General features: G+C 58.5%; 19 protein-coding genes, 1 tRNA gene and 2 pseudogenes. 7 read left to right on the top strand and 15 right to left on the bottom strand.

The genetic code is table 11. The features are described from left to right. Positions 1-63 precede the first annotated feature (63 nt). Positions 64-501: a DUF1801 domain-containing protein gene (locus AC0V6L_RS15100; RefSeq protein WP_486154975.1), complete on the top strand. Its 438-nt coding sequence runs from the start codon at positions 64-66 to the stop codon at positions 499-501. Here the strand turns inward: AC0V6L_RS15100 and AC0V6L_RS15095 are convergent. The 10 genes from AC0V6L_RS15095 to AC0V6L_RS15050 all read right to left on the bottom strand — a co-directional run bounded on the left by AC0V6L_RS15095 (position 498) and on the right by AC0V6L_RS15050 (position 9,074). After that, positions 498-1,262 (bottom strand): molybdopterin-dependent oxidoreductase, encoded by a 765-nt coding sequence (locus tag AC0V6L_RS15095; RefSeq protein WP_486154974.1) that lies wholly within the window; start codon positions 1,260-1,262, stop codon positions 498-500. The genes AC0V6L_RS15100 and AC0V6L_RS15095 overlap by 4 nt on opposite strands. After that, complete coding sequence (locus tag AC0V6L_RS15090; RefSeq protein WP_486154973.1) at positions 1,255-1,947, bottom strand: cytochrome b/b6 domain-containing protein; 693 nt, start codon at positions 1,945-1,947, stop codon at positions 1,255-1,257. The genes AC0V6L_RS15095 and AC0V6L_RS15090 overlap by 8 nt, the downstream gene beginning before the upstream one ends. Next, entirely contained in the window at positions 1,944-2,735 is a 792-nt protein-coding gene (locus AC0V6L_RS15085; protein ID WP_486154972.1) for an SDR family oxidoreductase, read from the bottom strand. Before AC0V6L_RS15085 ends, AC0V6L_RS15090 begins: the two co-directional genes overlap by 4 nt. After that, positions 2,732-3,289, bottom strand: coding sequence for an MOSC domain-containing protein (locus AC0V6L_RS15080; protein ID WP_486154971.1), 558 nt, complete (start codon positions 3,287-3,289; stop codon positions 2,732-2,734). The genes AC0V6L_RS15085 and AC0V6L_RS15080 overlap by 4 nt, the downstream gene beginning before the upstream one ends. 282 nt (positions 3,290-3,571) lie before the next feature. Continuing rightward, the gene (locus tag AC0V6L_RS15075; RefSeq protein ID WP_486154970.1) at positions 3,572-4,168 is read right to left on the bottom strand and encodes a class I SAM-dependent methyltransferase; all 597 of its coding nucleotides are present in this window, start codon (positions 4,166-4,168) and stop codon (positions 3,572-3,574) included. A gap of 103 nt (positions 4,169-4,271) precedes the next feature. Then, a complete protein-coding gene (locus AC0V6L_RS15070; RefSeq protein WP_486154969.1) occupies positions 4,272-4,652 on the bottom strand; it encodes a hypothetical protein in 381 nt (126 codons plus the stop codon). 158 nt (positions 4,653-4,810) lie between these two features. Then, positions 4,811-6,070 carry a dual-specificity RNA methyltransferase RlmN gene (gene rlmN / locus AC0V6L_RS15065; protein ID WP_486154968.1) on the bottom strand — a complete coding sequence of 420 codons (1,260 nt, stop codon included), beginning with the start codon at positions 6,068-6,070 and terminating at the stop codon, positions 4,811-4,813. A 56-nt stretch (positions 6,071-6,126) separates the two neighbouring features. Then, a complete protein-coding gene (locus AC0V6L_RS15060) occupies positions 6,127-6,531 on the bottom strand; it encodes an invasion associated locus B family protein (protein ID WP_486154967.1) in 405 nt (134 codons plus the stop codon). A 74-nt stretch (positions 6,532-6,605) separates the two neighbouring features. Next, positions 6,606-7,088 carry a transcription elongation factor GreB gene (gene greB / locus AC0V6L_RS15055; RefSeq protein ID WP_486154966.1) on the bottom strand — a complete coding sequence of 161 codons (483 nt, stop codon included), beginning with the start codon at positions 7,086-7,088 and terminating at the stop codon, positions 6,606-6,608. A gap of 6 nt (positions 7,089-7,094) precedes the next feature. After that, positions 7,095-9,074: a lytic transglycosylase domain-containing protein gene (locus tag AC0V6L_RS15050; protein WP_486154965.1), complete on the bottom strand. Its 1,980-nt coding sequence runs from the start codon at positions 9,072-9,074 to the stop codon at positions 7,095-7,097. Positions 9,075-9,171: 97 nt separating this feature from the next. Between AC0V6L_RS15050 and dapA the strand changes: the two genes are divergently transcribed. Continuing rightward, a complete protein-coding gene (gene dapA / locus AC0V6L_RS15045) occupies positions 9,172-10,053 on the top strand; it encodes a 4-hydroxy-tetrahydrodipicolinate synthase (protein WP_486154964.1) in 882 nt (293 codons plus the stop codon). Positions 10,054-10,070: 17 nt separating this feature from the next. Here dapA and AC0V6L_RS15040 read toward each other — a convergent pair whose 3' ends face one another. Further along, on the bottom strand, positions 10,071-12,071 hold the full coding sequence (locus AC0V6L_RS15040) for an alpha/beta hydrolase family protein (RefSeq protein ID WP_486154963.1): 2,001 nt from the start codon (positions 12,069-12,071) through the stop codon (positions 10,071-10,073). 141 nt (positions 12,072-12,212) lie between these two features. Between AC0V6L_RS15040 and smpB the strand changes: the two genes are divergently transcribed. From smpB to alaS, 5 genes and pseudogenes are all read left to right on the top strand, one after another. Further along, on the top strand, positions 12,213-12,695 hold the full coding sequence (gene smpB, locus AC0V6L_RS15035; protein WP_486154962.1) for an SsrA-binding protein SmpB: 483 nt from the start codon (positions 12,213-12,215) through the stop codon (positions 12,693-12,695). Positions 12,696-12,861: 166 nt separating this feature from the next. After that, positions 12,862-13,383 (top strand): DUF2062 domain-containing protein, encoded by a 522-nt coding sequence (locus AC0V6L_RS15030; RefSeq protein WP_486155160.1) that lies wholly within the window; start codon positions 12,862-12,864, stop codon positions 13,381-13,383. A gap of 175 nt (positions 13,384-13,558) precedes the next feature. After that, positions 13,559-15,998, top strand: a pseudogene (locus AC0V6L_RS15025) (response regulator). 182 nt (positions 15,999-16,180) lie between these two features. Then, positions 16,181-17,246: pseudogene (recA, locus tag AC0V6L_RS15020) on the top strand (recombinase RecA). A 331-nt stretch (positions 17,247-17,577) separates the two neighbouring features. Continuing rightward, positions 17,578-20,256 (top strand): alanine--tRNA ligase, encoded by a 2,679-nt coding sequence (gene alaS, locus AC0V6L_RS15015; protein WP_486154961.1) that lies wholly within the window; start codon positions 17,578-17,580, stop codon positions 20,254-20,256. 30 nt (positions 20,257-20,286) lie between these two features. Here the strand turns inward: alaS and AC0V6L_RS15010 are convergent, their stop codons facing one another. The 4 genes from AC0V6L_RS15010 to cpdR form a co-directional block, all read right to left on the bottom strand. Further along, positions 20,287-22,056, bottom strand: a complete 1,770-nt coding sequence (locus AC0V6L_RS15010; RefSeq protein ID WP_486154960.1) for a cation:proton antiporter domain-containing protein — start codon at positions 22,054-22,056, stop codon at positions 20,287-20,289. 167 nt (positions 22,057-22,223) lie between these two features. Further along, positions 22,224-23,444 (bottom strand): NADP-dependent isocitrate dehydrogenase, encoded by a 1,221-nt coding sequence (locus AC0V6L_RS15005; RefSeq protein ID WP_486154959.1) that lies wholly within the window; start codon positions 23,442-23,444, stop codon positions 22,224-22,226. A 409-nt stretch (positions 23,445-23,853) separates the two neighbouring features. Further along, positions 23,854-23,928: transfer RNA gene (locus AC0V6L_RS15000), tRNA-Val, on the bottom strand. Between the two features lie 102 nt (positions 23,929-24,030). Beyond that, the gene (gene cpdR, locus AC0V6L_RS14995) at positions 24,031-24,420 is read right to left on the bottom strand and encodes a cell cycle two-component system response regulator CpdR (RefSeq protein ID WP_486146687.1); all 390 of its coding nucleotides are present in this window, start codon (positions 24,418-24,420) and stop codon (positions 24,031-24,033) included. Positions 24,421-24,483 lie beyond the last annotated feature (63 nt).

The raw sequence follows: 24,483 nt of genomic DNA, 5'->3' as shown, positions 1-24,483 counted from the left end.
GAACGGTGTTCTAAAGAAATGCTCGATCCGTTACAGGGGAATTGTCAAAAGCGAGGGGATAAAATGGCGGAGCTTAAAACCAAACCAACCGATGTCGCGGTTGAGGACTTTATCGCAGCGGTTGAGCCGGTCTCAAAACGCGACGATGCGCGGGTCCTGCTTGAACTGTTTGAGCGGGCAACTGGAGAGAAAGCGCATATGTGGGGGCCGTCCATCATTGGTTTTGGCAGCTATCACTACAAATATGATAGCGGACGCGAAGGCGATGCCGCACGTTCAGGGTTCAGTCCGCGCAAGGCCAAGCATTCGCTCTATCTGATGGGCCGGTATTGCGATGAAGTCACCGGAAAGCGGGTCGATCAATTGCTGGCCAAGATGGGCAAGCACAAGACGGGGGCAAGCTGTGTGTATGTGAACAAGCTTGCCGATATTGACCTTTCCGTTTTGGAAGAGATCATTGCGATTTGCTGGAACGCGATGGAGCGCAAATACCCCGCCTAAATGCCCGCATACCATTGGTAACCGTATTCATCTTCCCAAAACCCGCCTTTACCTTTGCCGATATCTGCGAGGTCTGAAACAGCCTCAATCCCGGTCAGATACTTGGCATGCTTGTAGCCCAATTGCCGCTCTATCCGCATGCGCAGGGGAGCGCCGTTTTTCTCGGGCAGGGGGGCGCCATTCAGAGCATGGGCGATTATCGTTTGCGGGTGATAGGCATCGACCAGATCGACGCTTTCGTAATAGGGTTCTCCGTACAGCACATCTGCGCAGCGAAAGACGATGAACGCTGCCTCGCGCTTGACCCGCGCCGCATCAAGCAAGGTGCCAAGCTGCGGCCCTGTCCATTCGGCAATCGCGCTCCACCCCTCAACACAATCGTGCCGCGTGATCTGTGTGCGCTGGGGCAGGGCCTTAAGCTCCTCAAGCGACAGCCGCAAAGGCTCCTCAACCAGCCCGCCAACTGACAGCCGCCAATCGGCAAACCCTTTGGCCAATTGGTCTCGGTAAAGATCGCTGTCGACTGTGACTGATCCATTGCCTTTGACATCGGGCGACCGGTCCTCGGGTGCATATTCACGTGCGAGCGCTTGCTTCCCGGCCAATGTGCGGTGAGCTGCGCGGTGCCAGTCTTCAGCAGCATCGAACATGCGGCCCGCAGCATCTGTCTTGCCCAGATCTGAGCACGCCCCTGTTCCCAGCGCGGCCAAGCCTGCAAGCAATCCTCTGCGCGGGATGTCTTTGCCGTCCGTTTCACTCATCAAAGTAGCCCTTATTGCCCGTCCGCATTGCCCCGCCTGTGATCATGCCTCGCACCAGCCGCCATGGCCCTGCCACCAGCACCATAGTGATGTGTAGCGCTGCAAAGCCTGCGAGCCCCCAAGCAGCGATGAAGTGCAGCGAGCGCGCGCTTTGCCGCCCGCCCAGCAGATCAACCAGCCACGGGGCAGCTGGCTCAAAGCCAGGACTGATCGCCAGCCCTGTTGCGATCATCAGCGGCAGGCCGATGCCCAGGACTGCGCCATAGAGCAGCTTTTGAACTGAATTGTACTTGGCCCCATCCAGCGCCTTGGTTTTGCGCGGGTTCGACCGCAGCACTGCCCACCATTGGCGCGGCGACCAGTCACGCGCGCTTGCCATGATGTCACGCGTGAAGTGCCGGTTCACCAGCATCGCGGTCCACATCACCAACAAGGCGATCCCGAACACCCATGCCGCGATGCTATGCCAATCGCGCGATGCAGCCAGATTGTAGGTTGAAGGCAGCGTGATCCATCCCGGAAAGCGCATCACGCTCATCCACGCATCTGCCGGGTCATAGCCATAATCGCCCCAATACAGGTGCCGATGCGCGTTTGAGATGCCAAGGCCCGACATGAACAGCACAAGCAGCGCTGCCGCGTTGATCCAGTGCCAAGCCCTCGTGATGAGCGAATGGCGTTTCATACCTGCAATCCTGCAAGCGCGCGGGCGAGGTAGATGACATCGCGGTCCTGATGCATTGCGTGCTGGCCGCTATCGATGAACAGGGTCTGCCCGCTCTTCATCACGCCAGTGCTGAGGAACAGCGCAGCATCAGCGATCTCGTCCGCGCCCGTCTTGCGGCCAAGCAGGTTGAGCGTGTGCGAGATGTCGGTTTCCTCTTCGCTTTGATCGTGGCTTGCCAGGATCGCGCCTGGCGCGATGCCATAGACCCGGTCGTCCTTGCCCGCCGCGCCCATGGATAGCATGGCTATGGTGGAGGCCAGCGCGTGTTTTGACATCGTATAGCTGAAGAAGTCGGGATTGGGATTGGCGATCTTCATGTCGGTGATCTGGATCACGCTTCGCACTCCGTCACCTTGCGCGGCAGCGAGGAAGGCCTGCGCCATGCGCGCAGGGGCCAGCGCGTTGATCTGCATCGCTTCCCGGTTCATGACAGGATCAAGCTGGCGCGCATCGTCATAGTCGAACACCGATGCCGAGTTCACCAGGCACCGCCAATTGGGCATCGCGTCTGCTAACCCTTCGATCATGCGAACAGCCGCGTCGTCATCGGTGAGATCGCACTGCGCGACTTCAGCCGATGGCAAGGTGTCCGCCAGTGCCTGAGCGGGTTCAGCAGAGCTCTTGTAATGGATCACCACATGCCAGCCTGCCTCGGCAAAGCCGCGCGCGATGGCAGCCCCGATGCGGGTTGCGCCTCCGGTGACGAGCACGGCCGGCAGGGTAGGCTGGGCAGCAGCGGCGCTCATGTCCGCACCGCCTTAAGCCGCTTGGCTGCCGCATCGCGCATGACCTGGGCAAGGGGAGCAAGGCGCGCGAGCGCTTCCAGTTCTTCAGCGGCAGCCTTGCCTGCGATCAGCGCGCCGAACACGCGCTCAACGCTCCACGCCTCATCACCCAGCTCGGCCCGTTCCATCACTTCGCCTGCCTCAGCCTCGCCAGCTTCCAGCACACGCATGTACCAGCCTGACCTGCCTGTCTTCACGATCCGCGCTGTCATGCCTTTCACGCCAAAGCGGTGATCAACCTTCCAGCATGGCTGGCGCGGCTGGCTTACCTCAAGCAGCGCAGTGCCAAGGCGAAAGCGGTCGCCGATATGCACGGCGCCTTCTGTGATCCCGCGCAGAGCCAGGTTCGATCCGAACGCCCCCGGTTCATCCAGCAGCGCTATTGCGGCTGCATCCTCCAGCTCAGCGCGCCAGGCATCGTGGTGATCGAGCGGATAGACATGGACCGCCTTGTCAGGCCCGCCATGCACGCGCTTGTCGGCCTGTTCATCAGGGGCAAAGCCATCGGCGAGCACTTGCACTGCGCCTTTGCGCGCCCGTTTCGCAATCGCGCTCAGCTCCGCCCCGTTGAAGGGGCGCGCTGTGCCGGTGCAGATCGCCTCGATTCTGCGCTTTCACGCTGCGGCCTCTTGTTCAGGTTCGAAGGCCAAAGCCTGAAGCATGGACCGCATGTTACACGGTCCTGGAAAGAAAAAGTCACCAACCGCAAGGCGCTTAACAAGCGAGAGTGAGAGGGATGATGCGAATGCCATAACACACTTGCAGCACATAACCGGGCCGTAGGAAAGGCGCACCGATCAAGCTTCCTTTTGAACCGTGATCGCGATCCAGTCGCGCTGGGTGCCATCTGAACCTTTACCAGCGAAGATATCCTCCGATTTTATGGCAAAACCTGCATCTGTATAGGCGCGCCGCACCCAATTCGCATCGGGGAAGTTGTGCAGCCGGCCCAGCAAATCGCGCCCTTCGCCGGTGCCAAGCTTGAAACTGGCATAATGCCAGCCATCCGGGCGCAGTGATTTCCAGATCCGGCCAAGAATATCGGGCAATTGCGCGCGGGGACAGTGCAGCAGGCAAGCATGCGCCCACACCGCATCATAATCTGCATCGGCGGCCAATTCATCAAACCGCATGAGCCGCGCGGCCACATCGTGGCGCTCATTCGCTTTGGCAATCATCGCAGGAATGCCGTCTGTGGCATCAAGGTCGAACCCGCGCTGCTTTATCCGGTGCGCATCACGCCCCGCGCCGCAGCCCAGTTCAAGCACGCGGGCACCGGGTGATAAACGATCCAGAAATGTGTCGAGATGCCGCGAATGGCTGATCGCCGAACTCAGCGAAAAATGCGGCGCGCGCGATTGGTAGAATTTGTAAGTGGCCGGGTCGATCATCATCCGTTTTGCTCTAGCCCTTAACGGGGAAGGGACAAAGCGCCCCGTGACAAGCTAACGCCCGAAACACAGGTTCCGGGCGTCTGTCTTATGGGTTTTTTGCGAGTCAGTATTTGAAGCGTTTTACGCTTTTGCGCTTGAAATGCTTCGCTTTGAGATTGTGATGATGAAAGTTGCGGTCATGCGCAAAGTGATCATGGTGCTTAAGATGCGTTTTCTTTTGAACGCGAAAGCCTTTGTGATGCCCATGAAGTTTTCTGCTGTGAAAGCCTTTGTGCTTGAGCTTTGCGATCCGCTTGTGGCGCAGGCTGCTGTAACGCTTGCCGCGCAATTCGGCAGTTTCAATCGAAGTTTGAACCGGTGTTTTTACATCAACACTATAAGTAATAGTTTGGCTCGGGGGAGGTATTGAAATATTAGCGGCTGCTGCATTGGTTGAAAGAACTGCGAGAGCGGCGGTGGCGATAGCAATCATTGTCTTTTTCATTGTCAGTGTTCCTTGTTTAATTTGGAGTGTGATTTTCATCACATGTAACACTGAGTAGTTCGGCTGATTTGTGGTTTGCGTTACAAAAGGAACGGAGACGACTTCATTTTTTGGTCGTCCCCGTGGAATTTGGCGCGTAACCCTTTGATTTAACGCTGTTATATGTTCGAAATTTCTGCGTCGATTGCTGCCTTTGCAGCCGCCTCGCGGTCTCTTTGCGCTCGGCTTTTCTTTTCGGCGGCCGTTTTCAGCTGGCCGCAAGCTGCATCAATATCGCGCCCGCGCGGGGTGCGCACAGGCGCGCTGATGCCGCCTTCGAATACGATATCGCTGAAGGATTTGATCCGTTCAGGAGTAGAGCACTCATAATCAGCCCCCGGCCACGGGTTGAACGGGATAAGGTTCACCTTGGCGGGCAGATCAAATTGTTTGAGAAGGCGCACCAATTCATGCGCATCCTCATCGCTGTCATTCTTGTCTTTCAGCATCACATATTCAAACGTGATGCGCCGCGCATTGGACGCGCCGGGGTAATCGGCGCACGCCTGCAGCAATTCTTCGATGCCGTATTTGCGATTAAGCGGCACAATCTCGTCGCGCACAGGCTTGGTCACCGCGTGGAGCGAGACCGCGAGATTGACGCCGATCTCTTCGCCGCAGCGCTCCATCATCGGGACAACGCCGCTGGTGGACAAGGTAATGCGCCGCTTCGACAGACCCAGCCCATCGCCATCCATCACCAGATGCAGCGCGTCGCGCACATGGTCAAAGTTATAGAGCGGCTCGCCCATGCCCATCATCACGATATTGGTGAGCAGGCGGCCATCAGAGGTGTAATGCGCGGCGGTTTCCTCATCGCCAAAATCCATCGCGCCTTTGGGCCATTCGCCCAGAGCATCACGCGCGAGCATCACCTGACCCACAATCTCGCCCGGCGTCAGATTGCGCACCAAGCGCATCGTTCCCGTTGCGCAGAACGTGCAATTGAGTGTGCAGCCAACCTGGCTGGACACGCACAAGGTTCCGCGCGTCTCATCAGGGATAAAGACCATTTCGAAATCGTGGCCATCATCGGTTTGGAGCAGCCATTTGCGCGTCCCGTCGGATGAATGCTGCGCTTCGACCACATTGGGCCGGCCAATGACAAAGCGCTCTTTCAGCCATGGGCGCATCGTTTTCGCGATATCGGTCATCGCGTCAAAATCAGTCACGCCCCGGTGGTAGAGCCAGTGAAACACCTGTTTGGAGCGCAATTTGGCCTGCCGCGCATCGAGGCCAGCCTCTGCAAACAGTTCGCGAATGCGCGGGCGGGCAAGGCCGATCAGATCCACACGCCCATCTTCGCGCGGAGTGATATCGCGCGGGGCAGGGACCGGGTTATCGCCGCCCGGAATGGTCATGAGAGTTGTATCTGGCATGGTGTGTGCCCGCGCATATAGGCGCGCGCGCATGGTTTGACTAGCCAGCGCAGGCCTTACCGCTTGGCGCAGCCCACGACGCTGGCATCCATCGCGGTTGCAACCCCTTGGAGGCTGTAGCGATCGGTAAAGCGCCGGCCATTGGCGGCAGTGAACGAAAGGTTCATATTTGATGCGGACCGCACGGCGGCAGTGATGGCGGCATCCATGCGCGCATCCTTGGCCCAAGCATTGCGCCCATTTGTGGCAAGTTCAAAAGTGTCGCTGCCGATCCGAAGCCGCGCCGACGTGCCACCGCGCGCCGCTGCTGACAGCCGGATATGCAGCTGATTGCGGATATTGCGGCGGGGCCATGTGCCAATGCTGGCGAAGCTGCCTGCCTTTTTGGCATTGCGAGGCTTGGCGATGGCGTAACACCGCGGCGTCTCCGGATCACGAAACGCGGCCCAATTGGAATACACGCCCAGCAGAATCCTTCGCGGCGACAGGGGCTGCGACCACCAAAGCGGTGAGGATAAGGGCAAGGGTAGCGGCTCTATTCATAGTGGATCGCCATCACTTCCCATTCTTTCGCGCCTGCGGGAAGTCTTACTGTGCGCAAATCCCCGACACTTGCGCCTTTCAGCGCCTTTGCCATGGGCGATTTCCATCCGATCCGCCCTTTGCTGGCATCTTGTTCGTCATCACCGACAAGCTGCACCGTCTGACGCGCATCATCCTCATCCGCCAATTCCACCCTTGCGCCGAAAAACACGCGCGTTTTGTCAGGCTGGTTCGCCGGATCGACCACGCGGCACAGCTTCATCCGGCGCGCCAGATAGGCTAGCTCGCGGTCAATCTCGCGCATGCGTTTGCGGCCATAAAGGTAATCGCCGTTCTCGCTGCGATCGCCATTGCCCGCTGCCCAGCTGACAATCTCGACGATTTCTGGGCGCTGCGTGCCGAGCAAATCGTCATAGCGCGCCTTTAACGCGGCCATTCCCGCAGGCGAGATGGGCGGGCCGGGCTTCGTCGCCATTGTGCGTTACGGCAGAAAGGTGTCGACCCGGCGCGGCAATCCGGCTTCATCTGGATACATGTGGCTATACGTCACCCCATTGCCGATCACGCGCATGATATAATAGCGCGTTTCGAAATTGGCGGGGATTTTCTCCACCCATGTCACCCAGTCAATCTCGCCCTTGCGCGGATCACCGTTTAAGCGCAGCCACTGGTTCACGCGGCCCGGCCCTGCATTGTATGCGCCCACAGCCAGCGGATAAGCACCGCCGTAATAATCCATCATCCGCGCAAAATATCCATCACCCAAGCGGATGTTGTAGGACGGGTCGGAATAGAGGCTGGCTGACATATATTGCAGCCCCAGCTTGCCCGCCTGTTCGCGCGCAGTGCCCGGCATCAATTGCATGACCCCGCGAGCGCCCGCATGGCTGGTGCGGGTCCGGTCAAATTCGCTTTCCTGACGGCTGATCGCGTGGACCATGGTCCAATCATTAACGCGCGGCGTGGGATAAGTGGGAAAGCCGATCCGCTCAAACCCCTTGAACCCTGATGCGCCCGCTTCCATCCCGATCACGACCGACATTTCCGGCATGCCCAATTCGGTTGCAAGCTGATGGGTGAGCATCAGGTCTTCAGCCGTTTTCGCAGATGATCCGATGGCCTGGAAAAAGCGCCGCTCGGTCCGCCAATCGCGCCGGTTCGCCGCCATAGCGCGGATCGCCATGGTCAGCGGGCGGCTGTCAAATTCAGCTCTCACTTCAGGAGAAATCCGCATTTCAGGCAGGGGCGCAAATTCGGGCATTTGCCGGCCCAAAGCGCCGATGGACAGCTGTCCGTAATAATAGTGCGGATACTCTGCCGCCATTTCGAAATAGCGGTTCGCCTCATCGCGCATGCCTGCCTGACGTGCGGCGCGGCCTGCCCAGTAAAAGCCCTTCGATTTGGTCAAAGGCGTGCGCGCACCCTTGCCATAGCGTTCGAACAAGGGCGCCGCCGCGCGGCCATCGCCCTGCCGCCACAAAGCGTTGGTGCCGCCTTTCCACATCAGATCGGTATAGGTGTCGCGCAATTTGAACGAACCCTTGGAAATATCCGTACCCGGCGCAAACAGATCGTCGATCTTGCTCGCAATGCGCACCGTGTCGGAAACGCTGGCGGCCTTGGCAGCGGTCAGCATTTCTTCGACCAGTTCTTCAGCTTCCAATGCAGGCGCATCAAATGGCACCCGGTTCGCAAGCGTCTGTATCATCGCGCCTGTCTGCCGGCGCGCGCGCTGATTGCTGGCAAGGTTATAGACATAACCTGCATCGCGCATCGCGCTTTGCGGTACGGGCACGCCGGCGGCCGCTGGCGTGGACCCATTCACCAGAGCGAGCCGCGCCATGGCGAGCGGGCGATCTCCAGCCCCGATATTCATCATCTGGCGGGTCGCTGCCGCGCCGTTCTTTTGCCACAGCAGCGCATCCATGCGCGCTGTGTGGTCCTCGTTTGAGAATTGCGCGCCGTAAAGGCTTTGCAAATACGCCTCGCTTGATGAAGCCATCGTGCCCCCGCGCCATGCAGCGCGCGCCGTCTCCAGCGCCTCTGGCCGTCCGGCCCCTGCCAAGGCGAGCGCATAACGCGCGCGGCCTGCATTGGTCAGCGGCGGATTGCGATCAAAATATTGCAATAGCAAAGCAGAACTGGGCGCTTCGTTATCGAGCGCTTTTTCTGCGCGCAGCCGGATTATCTCCATGCGCGGGAAAGTCGGAAATTCGAGCGCAAGGCTGGCATATTCGCCAAAACTGGCCGTGCGGCTTTTTTGAAGGCGTTCCCAGCGCGAGATTCCGGCGGCCACTTCGCCCGGCTGTTTGGCGACCATCTGCCCGCCGCTGTTTTGCTGAGCCCCATCAGAGCTTGCAAATTGGGCCGTGCAGGGCGCAGCAAGAGCAGCAGCCCCGGCAGCGATCAGAACGGCGAAAGTCTTGGGATAAGAATGCAATGTGTTAGCCATGCTGGACATTATGCAAAAAGGCTCCTTATCAAGCGCTGAACGACGCATCGGGCGAAACGCTTGATGGGTGATGTGAAAAACTAAAACTGCTGATTGGAATAAAACAATGTTTGCAGGGTCCATACCCGCTCTTGTGACACCTTTTCGCGAGGGAGAATTTGACGAGAAAACCTTTCGCGCGCTGGTGGATTGGCAAATAGAGCAGGGCAGCGCTGCCCTTGTTCCATGCGGCACAACGGGAGAGGCTTCAACCCTTTCCAATGCAGAACACCACAGAGTTATTGAGGTATGCGTCGAACAGGCTGCGGGCCGGGTGCCAGTGATTGCGGGCTGCGGCAGCAATGATACGCGCAACGCGGCCATGCACATGGTTTTTTCAAAGAAAGCGGGCGCGGCTGCCGGATTGTGCGTCGCGCCGTATTACAACCGGCCAAGCCAGGCGGGGCTGATCGCGCATTTCAGCTATTTGGCAGAGGAATGCGAGCTGCCCATCGTACTTTATAATGTGCCGGGCCGCACCGTTACCGATATTGCGCCTGCCACCACGATAGAGCTTGCCAACCGTTACCCCGACCGGATCATCGCGATTAAAGATGCGAGCGAGGATCTGTCACGCGTAGCCGATCACCGGCGCGGGATCGGGCATGAATTTTGCCAGCTATCGGGCAATGACGAACTGGCGCTGCCGTTTAACGCGGCAGGCGGCAAAGGCTGTATATCGGTGACGGCCAATGTTGCGCCCGCTTTGTGCGCGCAATTTCAGGCCGCGTGCAGCGATAATGATCTGGTGGAGGCGCGGCGATTGAACGACCTTTTGTACCCGCTGCATTATGCGATGTTTTCAGACAGCTCGCCCGGCCCGGTTAAATATGCGCTCAGCAGGGTGTTTGACGGGATCACGGACGAAGTACGCCTGCCGCTTGTGCCCAGCAGCGATGCATCGCGCAAAGCTGTAGACGAAGCGCTCGCCCATGCCGGGCTGATTTAGGGTCAAGGCCCCGTCGTTTAATCCGCAGGATTGTGCTTTTCGACAAAGCCGACCGCTTTTTTCAGCATTTGCTGCCGGGTGGCGGATAGCGAAAGCCAATGGTCCTCGCCTTCCAGCGTGACCATCTCATACGGCTTTTTGTGGTCTTTCAGCTTGTCCGCCATTTTCGACGAATGGCTATAGGGCACCACAGTGTCATCCTCGCCATGGATCAGCATGATGGGGGCATCAGCCCGGTCAGCAAATTGCAGCGGGGATGCCTCTTTCCAGCGCGATGGATCGCCCAATTGTTCGCGCAGAGCGATTTTGGTGGTGCGATCCCGGCCAGATGCGCGGTAATCTTCGCGGTACATATCGTTGATGTCGCTGACCGGCGCGACCGCGACTGCGCAGCGGTAAATGCCTTGTTGCAGAGTGACACCGGCAAGGGCGGCATATCCGCCATAGCTGGCCCCCACAATGCATGCACGGCTGGGATCGACAATTCCAGCTTCGGCGAGCGCTTTCAGGCCGTCTGATTTGTCCGTCTGCATCTTGCGGCCCCATTCGCCATATCCCGCGCGGCGAAAGGCCACAGTGCGATTGGTTGACCCTCTGAAATTGGGTTGGAACACGGCATAGCCGCGTGATGCAAATGCCTGCGCCCACCAATCAAAGGTTGGCGTGTCATAAGAATGCGGTCCGCCATGGGGCAGCATGACAACGGGCAGGTTTTTCGCTTCGCGGCCGGGCGGCAATGTCAAAATGCCGTCCAATTCCAGCCCATCTGAGGCGGTGTATTCAAACGTGCTGATTTTGCCGACATGCTTGGGTTCAACCGCCAGCCTTTCATAAGCGATGGCATTGGCGCGCGATGTGTCGAGATCGACCGCGTAATAGGTACCGGAATCGCCATTACCGCTGGTGCGCACGATCACATCGGAAAGATCGCTGGTCCAGCCTGACATCCATGATTCAAACGATGCAAACGCCTTGCGCACCCGCTCGGCGCGTTCCTGCAAGGTTTTGTCGGTGAAGATGTGGCGTTCATTGTCGTCTTCGCCCACGGTGTAACCCATCATTCGGCCCGTTGCGGGATCAAAGAGAATGGTCTCCCACTCTATCCCTTCAAGAAACGGGGTGGGGGTGCCGCCATCCTGACCGATAGTAAACCAATTGCCACGCGAATCCTCTTCATCGACAGTGACGCGATAGATCGCGCGGCTTCCGTCATTGGTCAGCCCGCGAAGGCCGATGGATGCGCGCTCCTGCTGACCTTTGGCGACCGTTTTGCCTTGCGCATTGGTGATGCTCCAAGCGCCTGTGGTGTAATTGACATCGCGCCGAAACGCGATTTCACCCTTTTCATCAATCAACCAGTCGCGCCCTTCATTGGTCCGGGCAGCGTTTTGTATCTTGGTCGCTTCGAGTGTTTCGAGGTTCACTTTGTAAAGATGCGGGCGGCCATGATCGAAAACATAGCGCGAGGTGTTTGAGCCCCCACGGCGATCCTTCTTGAATTCCAATGCGCCGAAAAAGCCATAATGCGTGCCGCCAATCTTGCGGATGCCGTGTATTCCTATGATCGAGTTGTAGACCTTTTTCACATTGCCAAAGATCAAAGCGCTTTCTTGATCTGCGGGAATTGGAATGACGGTCGCGATGTCGAATTCAGCTTTATCGGTGGTGAAATTGCGCCCGAGATCTTGAGTTTGGCTGGTCACCATCAAAATGCGATCTTCGCCAATCCAGCGAATGGAGCGGATTTTCATATCGCCGACCTTGACGATTTTGATCGGGTCGGTCTGGTTCTCAACCGCAAGCAGCACGCGCTGGCCCTGAACGGTCGCCACCAAAGCATGCCGGTTCCCCGATGGTGACAGCGCAGTGCGCTCTACATCGGGCAGTTTGCCGTATTCTTCGAGCGGGGGCATTTTCAACGCGGCGGCGCTGGCATCATCCTCAGCCGCAGCGCCCACTGGCAGCGACAGCACAGGCAAAGACATCGCACACAACAGAGCGACAACAGACGAACGCATTTGTAAAACCCCTTAGAAAATAGCCCCAAGCCCAAAGTAGAGCCAAATTGTGTGTCAGTTTCAAGAACAAACTCGTAAAATCAATAGCTAACGCGTGCATGGTTTGCCAATTGCGCCAAAATCCCTATGTCGCGTTTCATCATGGCACGCCCCAAACCCAAGACTTTCGATAAAACCAAAACCGTCGCGGAAAATCGCCGTGCGCGTTTTGATTATCATATCGAGGATAAGTTTGAGGCCGGGATCGCTTTGCAGGGGACAGAAGTGAAAGCTTTGCGCGCGGGCGAGGCGACGATTGCGGAAAGCTATGCCGAGGTAAAAGGCGGCGAGGTGTGGCTGATCAATTCAAACATCCCGGAATACAGCCACGGCAACCGCCAGAACCACGAACCGCGCCGCCCGCGCAAATTGCTGCTGAACGCGCGCGAGATTGGCAAGATGTTCGGCGCGGTTGAGCGCAAAGGCATGACGCTGGTGCCTTTATCGGTGTATTTCAACGGGCAGGGCCGCGCGAAAGTTGAACTGGCTCTGGCCAAAGGCAAGCAGGCGCATGACAAACGCGCGACCACCAAGGAACGCGACTGGAAGCGCGACAAGGCACGGTTGATGCGCGAAAAAGGGTGAGGATTTTCGTAAAATATAAATGGCGCGATTCACCCACTGGTCATAAGGGATGCGCTACCCATATCGCATGCATGAAAACGCTGATGTCCTGATGCAAAAACCCGGCGCTCCCAGACGCTCGAAAGCCGGCTCCAAGACCTGGGGTGCGGATACGATCCGCCGGTTCATGCCATCGCGTGAGCAATTGGCGAACAACAAATATCTCGCCCCAATTGCGCACCGTTTTCTCTCGCCTGAATTGTGGCGTTTCACTCGCCGCTCTGTTCCGCGCGGGGTCGCTTTGGGATTGTTTTCCGCCTTTATCATTCCGGTGGGCCAGATATTCCTTTCCGCATTTCTGGCCTTGCCGATGCGCGCCAATGTTCCGCTGGCAGCCTTGGTCACTTTCATCACCAACCCCTTCACGTTCCCTTTCTGGATTGTCGTTGCCAACCGCGTGGGCGCTTTGTTCATCGAATTTGACGCCGTCGCCGAAGAGGAATTGAACAGCGACACGTGGAGCTGGCTCACCGATTTCTTTGAGCTTGCGGGCACAACCGTGCTCGGCTTTGTCGTTCTGGCAGTTGTCACATCTTCGCTGGGTTACCTGATTTCGAGCGCGGGATGGCGCGTGCTGGTTGCACGCAGGCGGGCAAAACGTCTGGCAGAAATGGAAACCCGGCTCGACCACCGCCGTAACTCCAAGTAAGACAATCGCCAATCCGAAGAAGGGATCAGCCGGGCAGCTTTCCGTTTGAACACCCTTCGCAAGCAAGCAGGCGCGCGTGAGCAAATTGTCTTCCATACCCTCTGCATCTTCTGCACCCGCTGAGCCGGGGCTCGGCCTTGGCATGGCCCATGGTATAGTCCAGCCTGTGCCTGTCATGGGCCGCACTCTGGTCGCAGGCTTTCTTGCCGCGATCCTGGCAAGTGCAGGGCTGATTTACGTCGTCACCGCCAGCCTCGCAATGACGTTGGTGTTTGCTTTTGCGTTAGTCATCCTTGTTGGCGGAGTGTTTGCGCTCGAACATATGCGCGTCGCCCCTCAGCCAATCGAGGCAGGCGCCGCCGACTGGTCAGTCACTATCGCTGCGATTGAGGCGATGAGCGAGAAATCGGGCGAAGCCATCGCCATCACCGACAGGGCCAACAGGCTGGTCTGCGCCAATGATGCGTTTGCGCAGAGTTTTGGCATCGAAAACGCGCCGCCGGCTCTTCCGCTCGAACGTGTAGGGCTGGAGGCGATCACCAAAGCGGCAAGAGAAGCCTGGCGCGATGGGGCAGCAGGCGTTGAGGAGATCGAAAACGCCGCCGATCTGTCCTTGTGGAGCGCGATTGCGCACCGCGCCGGCCGGGGCGAGGATCACCTGATCTGGCGGTTCACCAAACTGCTTTCCTCCAGCGAGGAGACATTGGCCGAACTCGATCTGCGCGGCGCTTTTGGCAAAATGCTCAGCAGGGCAGGGATTGAAACCGCGATCACTGGCGCTGATGGCATTGTGCGATCCGTCAGCAGCGGCTTTGCCGAACGCGCTGCGGGCGATCCGAATGCGACCTTGGCAGGGCAGGATTTTGTCTCTTTCCTGCGCTCTGATGAAAGAGAGCGTCTGTTCTTCACGCGCGAAGGGCGGGGCGGCACTCCGCAAACGCTGATCGATGTGCCGCTGGTGGATCTGGAAACCCGGCCCGTATCAGCGGGCGAAGCTGGCCCGGATGATACGACCACCTTGATGCTGGTGGTCGATAGCGGTGTGGGCATTGGCAGCGGCTGGGATGGATCAGCACAAGCGGGCGTATCGCAGCTTGACGCGCTGCTGGCGCAATTGCCGCTGGGCCTTGCAATGACAGACCGCGATGGCCGTTTCCTGTTTGGCAATCAGGCATTCCTGCGCGTGGTCGAACGCGAAGGGCGCGGGCTGCCGTCTTTCCCCACCGATCTGGTGGTGCGTGAGGATAAAGCGGCGCTGTCCGATGCCGTGCGCCGCCATGGCCGCGGGCCAGCGACCAGCGGCGATATGGCGGTGCGTCTGTCCGCGCGGCCCGATGAACCGGTTTCGCTTTCGCTGGCAGGTGTGCGCGGATTGGGCGAGGCAGCGGTGCTTGTCAGCCTGACCGATTCTGTCGGAGGAAAATCAGCTCAAACGCCAGGTCGCACAGGCCACCAAGATGCAGGCGGTCGGCCAATTGGCAGGCGGCGTTGCGCATGATTTCAACAATGTCCTGACCGCGATTATTGGCACCTGCGATCTGATGCTGCTGCGGCACACGCCGGGCGATAGCGATTATGATGACATCCAGCAGATCCGCGCCAATTCCAATCGCGCCGCGTCCTTGACCCGCCAATTGCTCGCCTTTTCGCGTCAGCAGACCCTGCGGCCGGAAATCCTGCAATTGCCCGATGTGGTGAGCGAGGTAAGCCCGCTGATCAAGCGGCTGCTGGGCGAACAGATCACCTATTATGTCCAGCATGACCGCGATCTGGGTGCGGTGCGTGCCGATCCTCAGCAGCTTGAACAGGTGATCATGAACCTGGCTGTCAATGCGCGCGATGCGATTCAGGAAACCGGGCGCGGGGACGGGCGCATCTCGCTGTTCACGCGGTCCATGCAAGCCAAAGAGGTGATGAAGCTCGGCTCCGAAGTGCTGCCAGCGGCGGATTACACCGTGCTGTTGGTGCAGGATACAGGCGGCGGGATACCCCCGCATGTGCTGCCCAAATTGTTCGAACCCTTTTTCACCACGAAGGAACAGGGCAAAGGCACAGGGCTGGGCCTGTCGACCGCCTATGGCATCGTCAAGCAATCGGGCGGCTTTATCTTTGCCGACAATGTGATGGACAAGAACGGCCAGCCAACCGGCGCGCGCTTTACCGTCTATTTCCCCGTCCACCGCGGCGAGGTTCCCAAACGCAAAGAGGCCAAAGCGCCTGCCCCGTCATCCGATTGGTCAGTCGGCGGATCGATCCTGCTGGTGGAAGATGAGGACATGGTCCGCGCGGTTGCCGAACGCGCTTTGACGCGGGCAGGTTATGAGGTCACCGCATGCCCCGGCGGCGAAGAAGGGCTGGCCGCGATCGGAGAAGGCAAAGCGTTTGACCTCGTTGTCAGCGATGTCGTGATGCCCGGAATGGACGGCCCCGCCATGGTGCGCGCCATCCGCGAACGGCTGCCTGACATGCCGATCCTGTTCATGTCCGGCTATGCCGAGGAACAATTGCGCAAGGATATCGACATTCCCGATATGCATTTCATCGCCAAACCGTTCAGCGTTGCAGCGATTGGCGATAAAGTCGGCGCGGTGCTGCAAGCCGCCAAGGACGCATAAAGGTATTGTTTCGCAATAGGTTAGATCGCTTCCAACCGCTGCCGATGCGGCGATATTCGCGGTGTTGGAAATAAAATTCCGTTCCCCTCTTGTTCTTTTGGAACAAACGCGGTACATAGTGTATCCACAGAGGGGCCAATAAAATCTCTTAATGGCTCTGGTGAACCTAAGGAGGCCGTGCGATGTCTGCGAAACTTAAGCTGGTGGAAAAGGAAAAAGGCGTGGACCGTCAAAAAGCGCTCGATGCTGCGCTCTCGCAGATAGATCGGGCTTTCGGCAAGGGGTCAGCGATGAAGCTGGGCTCGAAAGAGGCGATGGAGGTTGAAGCGATTTCAACCGGATCGCTCGGCCTTGATATTGCCCTTGGAATAGGCGGCCTGCCTAAAGGTCGCGTGATTGAGGTTTATGGCCCGGAAAGCTCGGGCAAAACCACGCTTGCACTGCATGGTTATTGCGGAGGCGCAAAAAGCAGGTGGCACGGCGGCTTTCGTTGATGCGGAACACGCGCTTGATCCGGTCTATGCCAAGAAACTGGGCGTGGATATTGACGAACTAATCGTCTCGCAGCCCGATACTGGCGAACAGGCGCTTGAGATCACCGATACGCTGGTGCGCTCCAATGCGATTGATGTGCTGGTGGTCGATTCGGTGGCGGCTTTGGTTCCACGTGCAGAGATCGAAGGCGAAATGGGCGACAGTCATGTTGGCCTTCAGGCCCGGCTGATGTCGCAATCCTTGCGTAAGCTGACAGGGTCAATCAACCGGTCGAAATGCATGGTGATTTTCATCAACCAGCTGCGCATGAAAATCGGCGTGATGTATGGCAACCCGGAGACAACCACGGGCGGCAATGCACTGAAATTCTACGCATCTGTACGCCTCGACATTCGCCGCACTGGCCAGATCAAGGACCGCGACGAAGTGATCGGCAATTCCACCCGCGTCAAAGTGGTGAAAAACAAGGTGGCGCCGCCGTTCAAACAGGTCGAATTTGACATCATGTATGGTCAGGGCATCTCGAAAAAGGGTGAGATACTCGATCTGGGTGTGAAAGCGGGCCTCGTGGAGAAATCAGGTAGCTGGTACTCCTATGACAGCGTTCGCATCGGTCAGGGCCGGGAAAATTCGAAAACCTATCTCACCGAAAACCCCGAAGTTTGCGACAAATTGGAAGCCGCTATCCGTGGCCGCACCGATGAAGTCGCCGAAGAGATGATGACAGGCCCGGACGCGGAGCCTGACAGCTGATCTTCAAGCGGATGGCTGGCGTATCGCTGGCGCGGGCAGGGCGCTTTAGCCCACAGGCGTAAGTCTTGGCGTAAATTGCGCCGCTCGATTGTCCGGGAAAATGGAACACCGGTTCATGTCCCTTGCGGGTATGGGCCGGTTTTCCGTTTGGCGCGCCCATTCGCGATAGCGGTGGCGGTAGTTGCGGCGGCGGTGTCGGGTGCTGCGGTGGGGCTGCGGCGGGGGCAGCGACTCTCCATTGCGCATCCGGTAACGGCTTCGTCCGTGCCGATTGTGCCGAATTGATCGCAATGGCTTGTCGGCCCGGCTTGGATTGCCTAACTGCCGATGCATGTCTTCGAGCACTCTAACTTCCACCAACGATATCCGCCGCTCATTTCTTGAGTTCTTCGGCAGAGACGATCACGCCATTGTGCCAAGCGCACCTCTGGTGCCCCACAACGATCCGACGCTGATGTTCGTCAATGCGGGCATGGTGCCGTTCAAGAATGTGTTTACGGGCCTTGAAACACCCCCTTCACCGCGCGCGACATCCTCGCAGAAATGCGTGCGCGCAGGCGGTAAGCACAATGATCTCGACAATGTCGGCTACACCGCGCGGCATCACACATTCTTTGAAATGCTCGGTAATTTCTCGTTCGGCGATTACTTCAAGGAGCAGGCAATTGAAAACGCCTGGACGCTGCTCACCCGGGAATGGGGGCTGTCGGCTGATAAACTCACTGTGACTGTTTACCACACCGATGATGAAGCCTTCGATCTGTGGCGCAAAATCGCAGGTCTTCCCGAAGAACGCATCATCCGCATCGCCACGAATGACAATTTCTGGTCGATGGGCGATACAGGCCCGTGCGGCCCGTGCTCAGAGATATTCTACGATCACGGCGAACACATACCCGGCGGCCCTCCCGGCAGCCCGGACGAAGATGGCGACCGCTTTGTTGAGATCTGGAACCTCGTCTTCATGCAATTCGACCAGAGCGCTGATGGCACGCGCCGCGATTTGCCCAGCCCGTCAATCGACACGGGCATGGGGCTGGAACGGGTCGCCGCCGTCATGCAGGGCGTGCATGACAATTACGACACTGACACATTCAAAGCGCTGATCGCCGCATCGCAGGCCATCACTGGCGAAGCGGCATCCTCGGAACAGATCGCAAGCCACCGTATCATCGCCGATCACTTGCGTTCCTCCAGTTTCCTGATGGCGGACGGCGTGCTCCCGTCGAATGAAGGCCGCGGCTATGTCCTTCGCCGGATCATGCGCCGGGCGATGCGTCATGCTCATTTGCTCGGTGCTGATGCGCCGCTGATGCACAAATTGGTTGGCCAGCTGGTCACCGAAATGGGTCAGGCCTTTCCCGAATTGCCGCGCGGTCAGGCGCTTATCGAAGAAGTGCTGCTGCGCGAGGAAACACAGTTCCGCAAAACGCTCGATAAAGGGCTCAGACTGCTAGACGAGGCAACCGTCTCGCTCAGCGAAGGCGGCGAGCTAGAAGGCGAAACCGCGTTCAAGCTCTACGACACCTACGGCTTTCCCTATGATTTGACCGAAGACGCGCTGCGCGCTCGCGGGATCGGGGTGGACAAAACCGGGTTCGATGCCGCCATGGCGCGCCAGAAAGAGGCTGCACGCGCGGCATGGAAAGGGTCAGGCGAAGCGGCTTCGGGTGAGGTCTGGTTCGACATCGCAGAACGCGAAGGCTCGAGCGAATTTACCGGCTACACCGCAGTGCAGGGCAGCGGTCAGGTGACAGCTTTGGTCAAGGACGGGGCAGAAACTGATCGCGCTGGCGCGGGCGATGAAGTGACGATTATCACAAACCAAACGCCGTTTTACGGTGAAAGCGGCGGGCAAGCGGGCGATACAGGCACCATCACGAGCCCTGACGGCTTGACGGCGAAAGTCACCGATACATCCAAGCCTCTGGGCCGGCTCCACGCGCATCATGCGGTGATTGAGGCGGGTGAGATTGCGGTGGGCGACAATGTCCAGCTTGATATTGATGCTGGCAGACGGGACCGTATCCGTGCAAACCATTCTGCGACGCATCTTGTTCATGCCGCCTTGCGCAATCGGCTTGGCGGGCATGTGACGCAAAAAGGATCGCTGGTGGCGCAGGACCGTTTGCGTTTCGATTTCTCCCATCCTTCCGCTTTAACCGATGACGATATCGCTGCGATTGAGGCGGACGTGAACGCGGAAATCCGCGCCAATCAGCCCGTTTCAACCCGCTTGATGAGCCCGGATGACGCGGTTGAAGCGGGCGCATTGGCTTTGTTTGGCGAAAAATACGGCGATGAAGTGCGCGTTTTGTCCATGGGCCGCGCAGGCGATGAAGGCCGCGAGTTTTCAGTGGAATTGTGCGGCGGCACGCATGTGAGCGCGACGGGCGATATCGCTTTGTTCCGCATCATTTCAGAAAGCGCCGTGTCATCGGGCGTGCGCCGCATCGAGGCATTGACTGGAGATGCTGCGCGCCAGTGGCTGGTGGGCCGCGAGGATGCGCTAAAAGCGGCTGCGAGCGTAATTAGGGCGGCTCCCGATGAGGTTCCAGCGCGGATCACTGCATTGCTTGAAGAACGCAAACGGCTTGAAAAGGAGCTGGCGGAAGCGAAGAAAGCTCTGGCGCTCGGCGGCGGGGGTGGCAGCGATGGGGGCGGCGCATCTGCGTCCGATGAAGATGTGGGCGGGATCAAGTTCTCCGGCCAAGCGATCGAAGGCCTAAGCCCCAAGGAATTGCGCCCGCTGCTGGATGAGGCGAAGCAGCGCCTCGGCTCCGGGGTGGCAGTGATTGTCGCTGTCAATGATGGCAAAGCGAGCATTGCGGTTGCGGTGACCGATGATCTGACGGGAAGCACCAGCGCGGTCGATCTGGTGCGCGCCGGGGTCGAAGCGCTGGGCGGCAAGGGCGGGGGCGGACGGCCCGATATGGCGCAAGGTGGCGGTCCCGATGGCGGCAAAGCGGATGCGGCCATCGCTGCGGTGAAAGCGGCTTTGGCGGGGTAGGACTAACCGAAGGCCAAGATCGCCGTGCGCTTACGCGGTGCTTTCCTCACCCGAGCTGCGCAGTTTTGGCTTTTCGCTCAAACCGCCATCGCGCTCCAACGTCTCGCGATATTCGTCGCGCTTGGCGTGGATGGAGGCGATCACTGGCCCCATCGCCACTCCGATATCGACCAGCACAGCCTCTGACAGTTGCAGCGAGCTTTCCAGCGTTTCGGGCACGGCATGGCTTGCCCCTGCGCGGTAGAGCGCGGCGGCGTGATCCCCGTCGCGTGCACGCGCAACGATCAGAAGCTCAGGATAGTTCGCGCGCAGTTTGGTCACCAGACGCTGTGCCAAAACGGGTTCATCCATTGTCAGGACAACAGCGGGCGCCTGTTCAATGCCAAGCCGGGACAGCGCATCCCCGCGCACTGCATCGCCGAATGTGGCGCGGTAGCCATCGCGTTTGACTCGCGCGATCAGATCGGGATCGGAATCGAGGATCACATAGGCTTTGTCATGCGCGCCCATCATATCAGCGACCAAGCGGCCAACCCGGCCGCCTCCAATGATGATGGTGCGTGATGCGTCGGTGTCTTCTTCAGGCAATTCGGGCACGTTTTCGATCCGGCGCGCGATCACCCTTCCAAGCTTTGCAAGCAGCGGCGTGATCGTAAGGCCAATCGCCGTCACGATCTGCCAGAATTGTGCGGTTTCCCGGTCAAGCACCAGCGCACTGGTGGCCGCTGCCAGCACGATGAGCGTTGTTTCTGATGGGCTTGCCATCAACACGCCCGTTTCCGCCGCCGTGCTACGGCGCGCGCCCATCAGGCGTAAAAGCACACCGGTAACAATCGCCTTGAAAGTCAGCACGCCGACCACCGCGACCATTAGGGGGCCAAGCATTTCCCAGATCTGGAGGAGGTCAATGCTCATCCCGATAGTGATGAGGAACACGCCCAGCGCTAGGCCTTTGAACGGTTCGATGATCGTTTCCACCTCGCCGTGATACTCTGTCTCTGCGATCAGCAGTCCGGCGATCAGCGCGCCCACAATCGGCGACAGGCCCGTGGCAGCGGTGGCCAGGCTGGCTCCGATCACCACCAGCAAAGTGGCAGCCAGAAACAGCTCAGGGCTTTTCGTGCGCGCGGCCTGCGAGAACAGGTGAGGCAGGGCATAACGGCCCAGAACCAGCAGGACCAGAACCACCAATCCCCCCTGAATCAGCGTGTTGGTAAGGCCTGAAACCCCCTCTGCCGATGCATTGGGAGCAAGCGCGCCAAGGATGAACACAATCGGCACGATCATGATGTCTTCGAACAGCAGCATCGACAAGGCCGCGCGGCCAACCGGGCTTTTGGTGCCCGATATCGGCAGCACAATGGCGGTGGAGGAGAAGGCGAGCGCAAACCCCAACGCAAGCGCCGCAGTGCCATCCATCCCGCTTGCATAGAACAGGAACGCCGCGCCCGATGTGCCGATAATCAGCAATTCCAGCGAGCCAAGGCCGAACACGTATTTGCGCAATTGCCACAAGCGGTTGAAGGACAGCTCCAACCCGATGGCAAACAGCAACAGGATGATCCCGAAATCGGCAAATGGGGTCAGCCTGTCGGGGTCTGATATGGTCACATATTGCAGCCATTCGATATCGCTGACCAGCTTGCCGAGGCCAAAGGGGCCAACCAGCACGCCGATCAGGATGAAACCGATAATCGGCGTGACGCGGAACCGGGCAAAGACGGGAATGACAATCCCTGCCGCGCCCAGGATCACCAGCGCATCCTGCATTACAGGGGAAAAGGAAAGCTCACCTGCCATAATCCGGAATTAGCGCTCCTTGAGGGGCAAGTCACCTGTGCTTGCGCGCGATTGCGCCGGAACAGATGCGTTTTTGAACCGAAAAGGGCGGCCCATCCCAAAGGAATGGCCGCCCCTTTCATCCCGGCACCCTATACGCGCCGATTTTCAGGTAGGAAAGCGGGTTATCACCCTGCCTTTTGCATTTCCTTTTCAAGATTGGTCACAATCGCTTCGAAGAACTGCTCTGTCGTCAGCCAGTTTTGCCCCGGACCGATCAGCAAAGCCAGATCCTTGGTCATGGAGCCTTTTTCGACTGTCTCGATGCAGACGCGTTCCAGTGTCTCGGCGAATTTCACCACTTCGGGTGTCTCATCGAATTTGCCGCGATACATCAATCCGCGCGTCCATGCGAAGATGGAGGCGATGGGGTTGGTCGATGTTGCTTTGCCCTGTTCGTGCTGGCGATAGTGCCGGGTGACAGTGCCATGCGCTGCTTCGGCTTCGACGGTTTTGCCATCGGGTGTCATCAGCACGGATGTCATCAGGCCCAGTGAGCCAAACCCCTGCGCGACCGTGTCTGACTGCACATCGCCGTCATAGTTCTTGCACGCCCATACGAACTTGCCCGACCATTTCAGCGCCGATGCGACCATATCGTCAATCAGGCGGTGTTCGTAGTGAATGCCGGCTTCTTTGAACTTGTCTGCAAATTCCGCTTCGTACACTTCTTCGAACAGGTCTTTGAAGCGGCCATCATACTTCTTCATGATGGTGTTCTTGGTCGACAGATAGACCGGCCATTTGCGATCAAGCCCGTAATTCATTGAAGCGCGCGCAAAGGCACGGATCGAATCGTCAAGGTTGTACATCGCCATCGCGACGCCGGCGGTCTCAAACTCGAACACATCAAGGTCGATTTTCTCGCCATCCTCGCCTTCGAACACCAAGCGCAGCTTACCCGCGCCGGGGATCAGCGTGTCAGTGGCGCGGTATTGGTCGCCAAAGGCATGGCGGCCCACCACAATCGGATCGGTCCAACCCGGCACCAGACGCGGCACGTTGTCGATGACGATGGGTTCGCGGAAAACTACGCCGCCCAGAATGTTGCGAATGGTGCCATTGGGCGAACGCCACATCTTCTTGAGGCTGAATTCCTCCACCCGCGCTTCGTCAGGAGTGATGGTCGCGCATTTCACACCAACGCCGAATTCCTTGATCGCATTGGCCGCATCCACAGTGATTTGATCGTCTGTTTCATCGCGCTTTTCGATGGAGAGATCGTAATATTTCAGGTCAATATCGAGATAAGGAAGGATCAGCCTTTCGCGGATCCATTGCCAGATGATCTTTGTCATCTCGTCGCCGTCGAGTTCGACAACCGGGTTTTTGACCTGAATTTTCTGCATAGCTAACTGCTCATCCCACAAGAGTGATTGTGCACAACAGTGATGTCTGATGTGATCCCTGTGCGCGCTCTAGCAGAGGTGCGCGAAGGTTCAAGATGGTGCGGGCTATTACTCGTGTAGGCCCCAGACACTTCAGAAGACATGGACCGAGACATGGCCATAGACATGGACCGCATGTTACACGGTCCTGGCGAACAAAACTCTGCCACCAAAAACGCACCGCATGCGCCTGCTTGAAGGCAGCGGATCGGCGCAAAGAGGTGAGGGCGGGGGGCTTGCATTGCGAGGGGCGCTTTACCCCAGCCGCAGGCGTGTAGGAAAGCGGTCCATGACGGAACCGCATATCCAGTACCGTATCTCCGGCATGGGGCCCCTTGCGGGGATCAATCTATCAGAAAACCGTCAACGATGGTGGGCGTAGGAAGAGTTGAACTTCCGACCCCTGCAATGTCAATACAGTGCTCTACCACTGAGCTATACGCCCGCACTATCGTCGAAATGCTTCGGTTGTACCAACTGGTCATCCCAATTGGCTGGCCCAAAGCGAAGCGCGCAACTAGCGAAGCTGGCGCGCAAGCGCAAGAGCCTAAACGCTCGCTTCGCGCTGCTCTTCGAAAACGCGCTGCACTTCGAGCACCAGATCGCGCAGGTGAAACGGTTTTGACAGCACTTTGGCATGGGGCTGTTCGCGGCTAGCGCGCAGCGACACAGCGGCAAATCCGGTGATGAACATCACCTTTGTGCGCGGCGAAATTTCCGCGCAGCGCTGCGCCAGCTCAATCCCATCCATTTCCGGCATCACAATGTCGGACAATAGCAAATCAAACTCTTCCGCCTCCAACATAGGCACCGCATCGGTGCCGCGGTCAACCGAGCTGACATCATATCCAGCATTGGTAAGCGCACGCACCAGATAGGTGCGCATGGCCTCATCATCTTCGGCCAACAGGATGCGGGGATTGGAAGTTTGCGTCATGCGAGAGCCATTAGCACGCGGCTGTTAAGAAATCTTTCTCTCAAACGCCAAGTGTCGCACTTT

This window comes from Erythrobacter sp. JB1-15 (assembly GCF_057365035.1).
This window is presented reverse-complemented; position numbering and strand designations above follow the sequence as displayed.

What these genes read in the sequence shown, in the direction of transcription:
- AC0V6L_RS15010 (WP_486154960.1), bottom strand. Translation starts at nt 22,056, where the DNA reads ATGGCAGGTGAGCTTTCCTTTTCCCCTGTAATGCAGGATGCGCTGGTG.
- AC0V6L_RS15100 (WP_486154975.1), top strand. Translation starts at nt 64, where the DNA reads ATGGCGGAGCTTAAAACCAAACCAACCGATGTCGCGGTTGAGGACTTT.
- smpB (WP_486154962.1), top strand. Translation starts at nt 12,213, where the DNA reads ATGGCACGCCCCAAACCCAAGACTTTCGATAAAACCAAAACCGTCGCG.
- cpdR (WP_486146687.1), bottom strand. Translation starts at nt 24,420, where the DNA reads ATGACGCAAACTTCCAATCCCCGCATCCTGTTGGCCGAAGATGATGAG.
- AC0V6L_RS15030 (WP_486155160.1), top strand. Translation starts at nt 12,862, where the DNA reads ATGCCATCGCGTGAGCAATTGGCGAACAACAAATATCTCGCCCCAATT.
- AC0V6L_RS15085 (WP_486154972.1), bottom strand. Translation starts at nt 2,735, where the DNA reads ATGAGCGCCGCTGCTGCCCAGCCTACCCTGCCGGCCGTGCTCGTCACC.
- AC0V6L_RS15005 (WP_486154959.1), bottom strand. Translation starts at nt 23,444, where the DNA reads ATGCAGAAAATTCAGGTCAAAAACCCGGTTGTCGAACTCGACGGCGAC.
- alaS (WP_486154961.1), top strand. Translation starts at nt 17,578, where the DNA reads ATGTCTTCGAGCACTCTAACTTCCACCAACGATATCCGCCGCTCATTT.
- dapA (WP_486154964.1), top strand. Translation starts at nt 9,172, where the DNA reads ATGTTTGCAGGGTCCATACCCGCTCTTGTGACACCTTTTCGCGAGGGA.
- AC0V6L_RS15075 (WP_486154970.1), bottom strand. Translation starts at nt 4,168, where the DNA reads ATGATGATCGACCCGGCCACTTACAAATTCTACCAATCGCGCGCGCCG.
- greB (WP_486154966.1), bottom strand. Translation starts at nt 7,088, where the DNA reads ATGGCGACGAAGCCCGGCCCGCCCATCTCGCCTGCGGGAATGGCCGCG.
- AC0V6L_RS15070 (WP_486154969.1), bottom strand. Translation starts at nt 4,652, where the DNA reads ATGAAAAAGACAATGATTGCTATCGCCACCGCCGCTCTCGCAGTTCTT.
- rlmN (WP_486154968.1), bottom strand. Translation starts at nt 6,070, where the DNA reads ATGCCAGATACAACTCTCATGACCATTCCGGGCGGCGATAACCCGGTC.
- AC0V6L_RS15040 (WP_486154963.1), bottom strand. Translation starts at nt 12,071, where the DNA reads ATGCGTTCGTCTGTTGTCGCTCTGTTGTGTGCGATGTCTTTGCCTGTG.
- AC0V6L_RS15050 (WP_486154965.1), bottom strand. Translation starts at nt 9,074, where the DNA reads ATGTCCAGCATGGCTAACACATTGCATTCTTATCCCAAGACTTTCGCC.
- AC0V6L_RS15095 (WP_486154974.1), bottom strand. Translation starts at nt 1,262, where the DNA reads ATGAGTGAAACGGACGGCAAAGACATCCCGCGCAGAGGATTGCTTGCA.
- AC0V6L_RS15090 (WP_486154973.1), bottom strand. Translation starts at nt 1,947, where the DNA reads ATGAAACGCCATTCGCTCATCACGAGGGCTTGGCACTGGATCAACGCG.